Annotated in this window: 3 protein-coding genes; 2 read left to right on the top strand and 1 reads right to left on the bottom strand. The window is 30.0% G+C overall.

Annotation, left to right across the window (positions count from 1 at the left end; all coding sequences use genetic code 11):
* Window positions 1–653: 653 nt before the first annotated feature.
* Both L3J60_RS13175 and L3J60_RS13170 read left to right on the top strand, forming a co-directional pair.
* Window positions 654–4,103, top strand: a complete 3,450-nt coding sequence (locus L3J60_RS13175; protein ID WP_291976030.1) for a type ISP restriction/modification enzyme — start codon at window positions 654–656, stop codon at window positions 4,101–4,103.
* A gap of 6 nt (window positions 4,104–4,109) precedes the next feature.
* On the top strand, window positions 4,110–5,075 hold the full coding sequence (locus L3J60_RS13170; protein ID WP_291976029.1) for a hypothetical protein: 966 nt from the start codon (window positions 4,110–4,112) through the stop codon (window positions 5,073–5,075).
* A 15-nt stretch (window positions 5,076–5,090) separates the two neighbouring features.
* Here L3J60_RS13170 and L3J60_RS13165 read toward each other — a convergent pair whose 3' ends face one another.
* Window positions 5,091–6,422 (bottom strand): DEAD/DEAH box helicase, encoded by a 1,332-nt coding sequence (locus tag L3J60_RS13165; RefSeq protein ID WP_291976027.1) that lies wholly within the window; start codon window positions 6,420–6,422, stop codon window positions 5,091–5,093.
* Window positions 6,423–6,741: the final 319 nt, after the last annotated feature.

Raw genomic sequence — 6,741 nt, 5'->3', positions numbered from 1 at the left:
TTTATCAAAGAAATAAAGATTCTTTGTAATTAACAATTATGTAAATTAAATGTAATATTTTAACTTTGCTAATCTAAAGGATGAATGAAGCAAAGCGAAATGAGGAAGCAATCTCATTTTCATGAAAGATTGCTTCAAATTATGGCACTACATTTATAATTTTTGCAATTACATTTTGATTTTCAGTTGTTTAAAGTAAATCCTTATATCAAACTTAGGTTCAGAATCTCACCAAATTAAAAGCAGTATATTTTAAGTGCTATGCCACATTGAGACCCAATATAAAAAAATATCAAGCGGCTGAAATGACATTAGAAATTTTAAATATTTCTGTCATTTCTGCGAAGGCAGGAATCCATAGCGAACCAAGTTTATATTCCTACCTTCGCAGGAATGACAATGCTGAAAAAAAATCATAATCTAACTTAGATTATGATTTTTTTTAGTTAAATAAAATGTCACATTGAGCAGAGCCTGTCCTAAGTTTTTACCCAAGGGTAGAAATATGATTCTATCTTACTGGCGGAATTAAAAATCGCTTCCAAATGTCAGCCGCACAAATAACACATTTGTTTTTTTCCTTTCTTTTGCCGATGCTTAAAACAAAAAAGTTATTTTAGCATACGCTTTGAACAAAAATTGAGAAAGATAAAATGACAATAGAAAAATACATTGAGAATATCAACCAACGTTACCAATTAGGAAACGCAACTGAACACACTTTTAGAGGAGATTTACAACAACTATTAGAAAGTTTAGTAAAAGATATACAAGCTACTAACGAACCCAAACGACAATCTTGCGGAGCTCCTGATTATATTTTAACTAAAAAAGACATTCCTGTTGGATTTATTGAAGCAAAAGATATTGGTGATAATGATTTAGAAGGCAAAAAAAAATCGGGTAACAAAGAACAATTTGACCGTTACAAAGCATCATTGAATAATCTGATTTTTACGGATTATATAAACTTTCATTTATATCATGATGGAATATTTATTACTAAAATTGCCATTGGAGAAATTACCGAAAATGGAATTAAACCAATTCCTGAAAATTTTACAACGTTTCATGATTTAATCAAAGATTTTTGTACACATGTTGGACAAACCATAAAAAGCTCAAAAAAACTTGCAAAAATGATGGCGGGTAAAGCTCGCCTGCTTTCGGATGTTATTGAAAAAGCATTAACTAGCGATGAAACGCATAATGAAGATAGCACACTTAAAGAGCAAATGCTTGCATTTAAAAATATCTTAATTCACGATATAACTCCCAAAGGATTTGCCGATGTATATGCACAAACCATTGCTTACGGCATGTTTGCCGCACGTTTACACGACCCAACTTTAGATACTTTTAGCCGACAAGAAGCAGCAGAACTTATTCCAAAATCTAATCCGTTTTTAAGAAAACTGTTTGGCTACATTGCCGGCCCTGATATTGATGACCGTATTAAATGGATTGTTGATAATTTAACTGAAATATTTTTAGCTTGTAATGTTGAAAAAATTCTAAAAAATTACGGAAAATCTACAAAAATGGAAAACCCAATTATCCATTTTTACGAAACTTTTTTGAGTGAGTACGACCCAAAATTACGGAAAGCTCGCGGAGTTTGGTACACGCCTGCTCCTGTAGTAAATTTTATTGTTCGTGCGGTTGATGATATTCTAAAAACGGAATTTGATTTACCGCAAGGTTTGGCAGATACTTCTAAAATTATTATTGATAAAAAAGTACCAAAATTTGATGAAAGGTCAAAAAGTAAGTCTAAAATAATTGGCGAAAAAATAGTTAAACAAGAAGTACACAAAGTACAAATTTTAGACCCAGCCACAGGAACAGGAACTTTTTTAGCGGAAGTAATAAAACACGTAAACAAAAAATTTAAAGGACAAGAAGGGATTTGGAGTAGCTATGTAGAAAACAATTTATTACCACGCTTAAACGGTTTTGAATTGTTAATGGCAAGTTACGCAATGGCACACCTTCAAATAGATTTGTTACTTAAAGATACTGGTTATGATGCGTCATTGCGAGGTACGAAGCAATCTCTACAACGAACCAAAATTTACCTTACCAATAGTTTAGAAGAATTTCACCCAGACACAGGTACGTTATTTGCCAATTGGTTAAGTAGTGAAGCCAATGAGGCAAATGATATAAAACGTGATACACCCGTAATGTGTATTATCGGTAATCCACCGTACAGTGGCGAAAGTGCCAATAAAGGAGATTGGATTATGAGCCTTATGGACGATTATAAAAAAGAACCAGGAGGCAAAGAAAAGCTAAAAGAACAAAACTCAAAATTCATTAATGATGATTACGTGAAATTCTTACGCTATGGTCAACATTTTATTGAAAAAAATGGAAGTGGAGTTTTAGCATTTATAAATCCACACGGATTTTTAGACAACCCAACTTTTAGAGGAATGCGTTGGAATTTACTAAAAACCTACGACAAAATTTACACTTTAGATTTACATGGCAATGCTAAAAAGAAAGAGGTTTGTCCTGATGGTTCTATAGATCAAAATGTATTTGACATTATGCAAGGCGTTGCAATTACCATCTTTGTAAAAACAGGAAAGAAAAAGAAAAATGAATTAGGTAAAGTATTTCATTACGACCTTTTTGGAAAACGAGATTTTAAATACAATTTCCTAAATAAAAATTCATTAAAAACAATTAAATACGAAGAATTACCTAACAAAGCACCTAATTATTTTATGGTGCAAAAAGATTTTAAAGCTGAAAAGAGTTATAATAGTGGTTTTTGTGTAACTGATTTATTTAAGGTTAATTCTTTAGGCATACAAACACATAGAGATTCTTTAAGTATTGATTCTTCAAAAATTCATTTAGAAAAAAGGATTACCGATTTTTATGATTTGACAATTGAAGACGAAACTCTTAAAGAAAAATATACTCTTAAAGAAAATTCAGAATGGAAATTAAAAAAACAAAGAAATGATAATTTTGAAGTTAAAAAAGTAATAAAAATAGATTATCGCCCTTTTGATACGCAATATATTTATTTTGATAAAAATATTGTTGACAGATTGCGAGTTAACGTTTCTAAGCATATTGTAAATAAAGAAAATATTTGTCTAATTGTTCCTAGACAATGTGTATCAGATTGGAGATATATTTTTATCTCAAAAAACATAATTGAATCTAATTTAACAGGTACGGCAGGTAGATATGGTAGTGGTAATTTTTTCCCACTATACTTATACCCAGAAACCAACAACCAACAACTATCAATAGAGAATACAAAAAGAATCCCAAATTTAAACAAAGAAATAATAAACGAAATAGCTAAAAAGTTACAATTAACTTTTGTTTCAGAAAAAGTTCTCGATACTTCGGCAAAAGCCTCAACTCGAACAAACGTCATTGCGAGGAGTGGTAACGACGAAGCAATCTTATCAAAAGAAACAGATTGCCACACTTCACTGCGTTCCATTCGCAAAGACGGAAACGATAGTACTTTTGCACCCATAGACATTTTAGATTATATCTATGCGGTTTTACATTCACCAACGTATCGTAAAAAATATAAAGAATTTTTAAAAATAGATTTCCCGAGAGTACCTTATCCAAAAAACACAGATACTTTTTGGCAATTGGTAAAATTAGGAGGTGAAATTCGTCAACTGCATTTATTGGAATCTCCAAAAGTTGAAAAGTATATTACAAGTTACCCTATTAGTGGCGATAACAAAATAACTAGAAAATTAACCAAAACTGATATTGGTTTTGAGCCAAACACAGTTCTTGATACTTCGGCAAAAGTCTCAACTAAAACTGACACCGTCACTTCGAGTGATTTTATGGAGAGCAACGGAATAAAATTGTATCGAGAAGAAATCAAAGGTAAAGTTTATATAAACGACACGCAATATTTTGATAATGTACCTTTAACAGCTTGGGAGTTTTATATTGGTGGTTACCAACCTGCTCAAAAATGGTTAAAAGACCGTAAAGGTCGCATACTTTCATTTGAAGATATTTTACATTATCAAAAAATTATAGTGGCACTTTCAGAAACAAACCGATTAATGAAAGCAATTGATAAAATTGAGATTGAGTAATTGGTTATGAGTAAAACCACTACCATAATAGCCAATCATAAATTAGACACTTCAAGTTTAAAAAATTTGGCAAGTGATTTGTCAAACCGTTTACAAGCTACTGTTGAATATGGATATATAGAAGAATTTAATTATAATCCGTTAAAAAACACCTTTAACGAAGATTCTAAAACCATAATTTTAGGAAACATAGTATATCCAAATTCACAAAAAAAACATGTTTTGTTCGATAGCTATTTTCAATATTCAGCATTTATTAAAAAGTATGGTATAGCGGCATTGGAAAACCCTTTATTTAAGGAAGAAACGTATTTTAAAAATAAAATTTTAGAAGCACAAAAGGCAAAAGAATTTCAATTATTGGAAGAAGATGGAAATGAGCTTGCAATAATTTTTAGAGATACCATAAATTTATTAGCTGTTGATAGTTTAGATTGGAGTGCTTATCAAAATACATTCATTTATAAAATAGAAAATGATTGGCTAAAATATTTAACTAATTGGCGAATTAAAAATAGAGATTGGATTTATAAATTTGGAGGTAATTATATGTTAGTCTCTCATTGTGAAGAGGTTTCAGAATTTATTTATAATGATGCTAATTTTAAAACGGGAACAGCGATAAAAAACAAAATTATCAAAAAATTAAAAGGTCAAATTGTAAATATTTCTAAATACTTTAAAAGCAAATCGTATTTAAATAAACCTGAATATGAGCAAATTTATTTAGAGGATGCTTTTTTAAAAAAGTTAAACAATGCAATTAAGTATAACATTCCCTTCACAAAAATAAGAGTAAAATATCCGAGTGTTGTTTATGATGATTTTCAAGATATAGAAAACAGCATGCCAATAACTACGAATGAATTTAATTTTATATACGATAGTTCAGAAATTTTAAAACAGTTGGCAATAAATAAAAATTACCAAAAAGAAATAGACGCTATTAAAAGGAATCCTAAAAAGACTTAAAAATGAAATCAAAAATTACTTCCTTTTTTGTCCTCTAGTTTTTGGCTTTTTATATTTTTTAGCAATTTCTCGTCGGTACGATCCACCTAAATTAACTCGCCTATTTTTTTCTTTTTTCTCGTGAAAAGCAGGACCGCTTGGTTCAGTAATTATTTTTTTATTACTTGTTCTTTCGGGGACTGTTTTGGGCATTTCTTCAAAAATCTTTTGAGAGGAAACATCAATGTTTTCAGGTAAATCTAAAACTTCAATTTCAGTATTCATTAACAACTCAATTTCACCTAAATAATCAGCTTCTTCTTCAGTAAAAAATGAAATGGCAGTTCCTTGTTGTTCTGCACGTCCTGTTCTGCCAATTCTGTGCATATAATTTTCAGGTTCTTCAGGAATATTAAAATTTATTACGTGGCTTACATTGGTTAAATCTAAACCGCGTGCAATAATGTCGGTTGCAATTAACACGTTAAAAAATCCTTTTTCAAAGTTTTTAACAGAACGTAATCGATAATTTTGAGTTTTATTTGAATGAATTACATTGGTCTCTCCAGGTAATAAAGTTTCTAATTCTTCAAATAAAATATTAGCTTGTTTTTTGTTTTTTACAAACACTAATACTTTTTTAAAAGTGTCTTTATTTTTTAGTAATTCAACTAAAAAATTGACTTTCGTATAAAAATTTGGAACCGGATATGCAAGTTGCGTAATAGTATCTAACGGACTTCCGCTACTTGCAATTTCAATTTTAATTGGCGATTTAAAAAACTGATTTAAAATTCCAGCCACTTCTTTAGTAAGGGTTGCCGAAAATAAAATACTTTGACGTTTTTTTGGCAATAAATCTAACAACGTAATTAATTGTGGTCTAAATCCAAGATTCATCATTTCATCTACTTCATCAATTACTAACTTTTGAACTTGTTTCAGCTTTAAAATTCCATCTAAAGCTAAGTCTAACAATCTACCAGGAGTTGCAACTATAATATCTTGTCCTTTAAAAACAATTTGTTTTTGTTTGTTTAAGTTTGTTCCACCGTAAACGCCAACAAATCTAACATTAATATAAGGGGTAAGATTTTCAATTTCTTGAATTACTTGAACTACTAATTCTCTTGTTGGCACAACAATTAAAACACGAGGATACTTTTGGGTTGAAAAATTAAGTTGTCTTAAAATAGGTAATAAATAAGCAAATGTTTTACCAGTTCCTGTTTGAGCAATACCAACCATATCTCTACTACTCATAATTACCGAAAATGCTTTTTCTTGAATAGGAGTTGGTGTTGTAAATCCCATTTCATTTAAGGCATCTAATAAAAATCGGTTTAAGTTTAAATCGTGAAATGTCATGGTGGTAATTTTTTGCAAATATATACTTTTAAATAACCCGTTTTGCATTTTGATGAAATTTCGTCAATTCGAGTGAATTTTAGCCTTTTTAGGCTTAAAATTAGTATCGAGAATAGTTTTTTATTTAAAAACAGCCGTTCTCAATACAATTTTTTATCAAAAATTACCTGCCTTGCCGTCCTTTAGATTTGCAAAGTAAAGATTTTCTTATTTATTAAGTATTTTTACTTTACAAAAAAAGAATGGGGTGAACTTAGCTTGCCGCTAGATTTTAGGTCTATTGCCTGTATTAGTCCCCATTCTTAATTAACCGATTACA

Source organism: Lutibacter sp. (genome assembly GCF_021647475.1).
GTDB lineage: Bacteria > Bacteroidota > Bacteroidia > Flavobacteriales > Flavobacteriaceae > Lutibacter.
This window is presented reverse-complemented; position numbering and strand designations above follow the sequence as displayed.

Coding starts and splice junctions, on each gene's coding strand:
- L3J60_RS13165 (WP_291976027.1), bottom strand. CDS start 6,422: ATGACATTTCACGATTTAAACTTAAACCGATTTTTATTAGATGCCTTA.
- L3J60_RS13170 (WP_291976029.1), top strand. CDS start 4,110: ATGAGTAAAACCACTACCATAATAGCCAATCATAAATTAGACACTTCA.
- L3J60_RS13175 (WP_291976030.1), top strand. CDS start 654: ATGACAATAGAAAAATACATTGAGAATATCAACCAACGTTACCAATTA.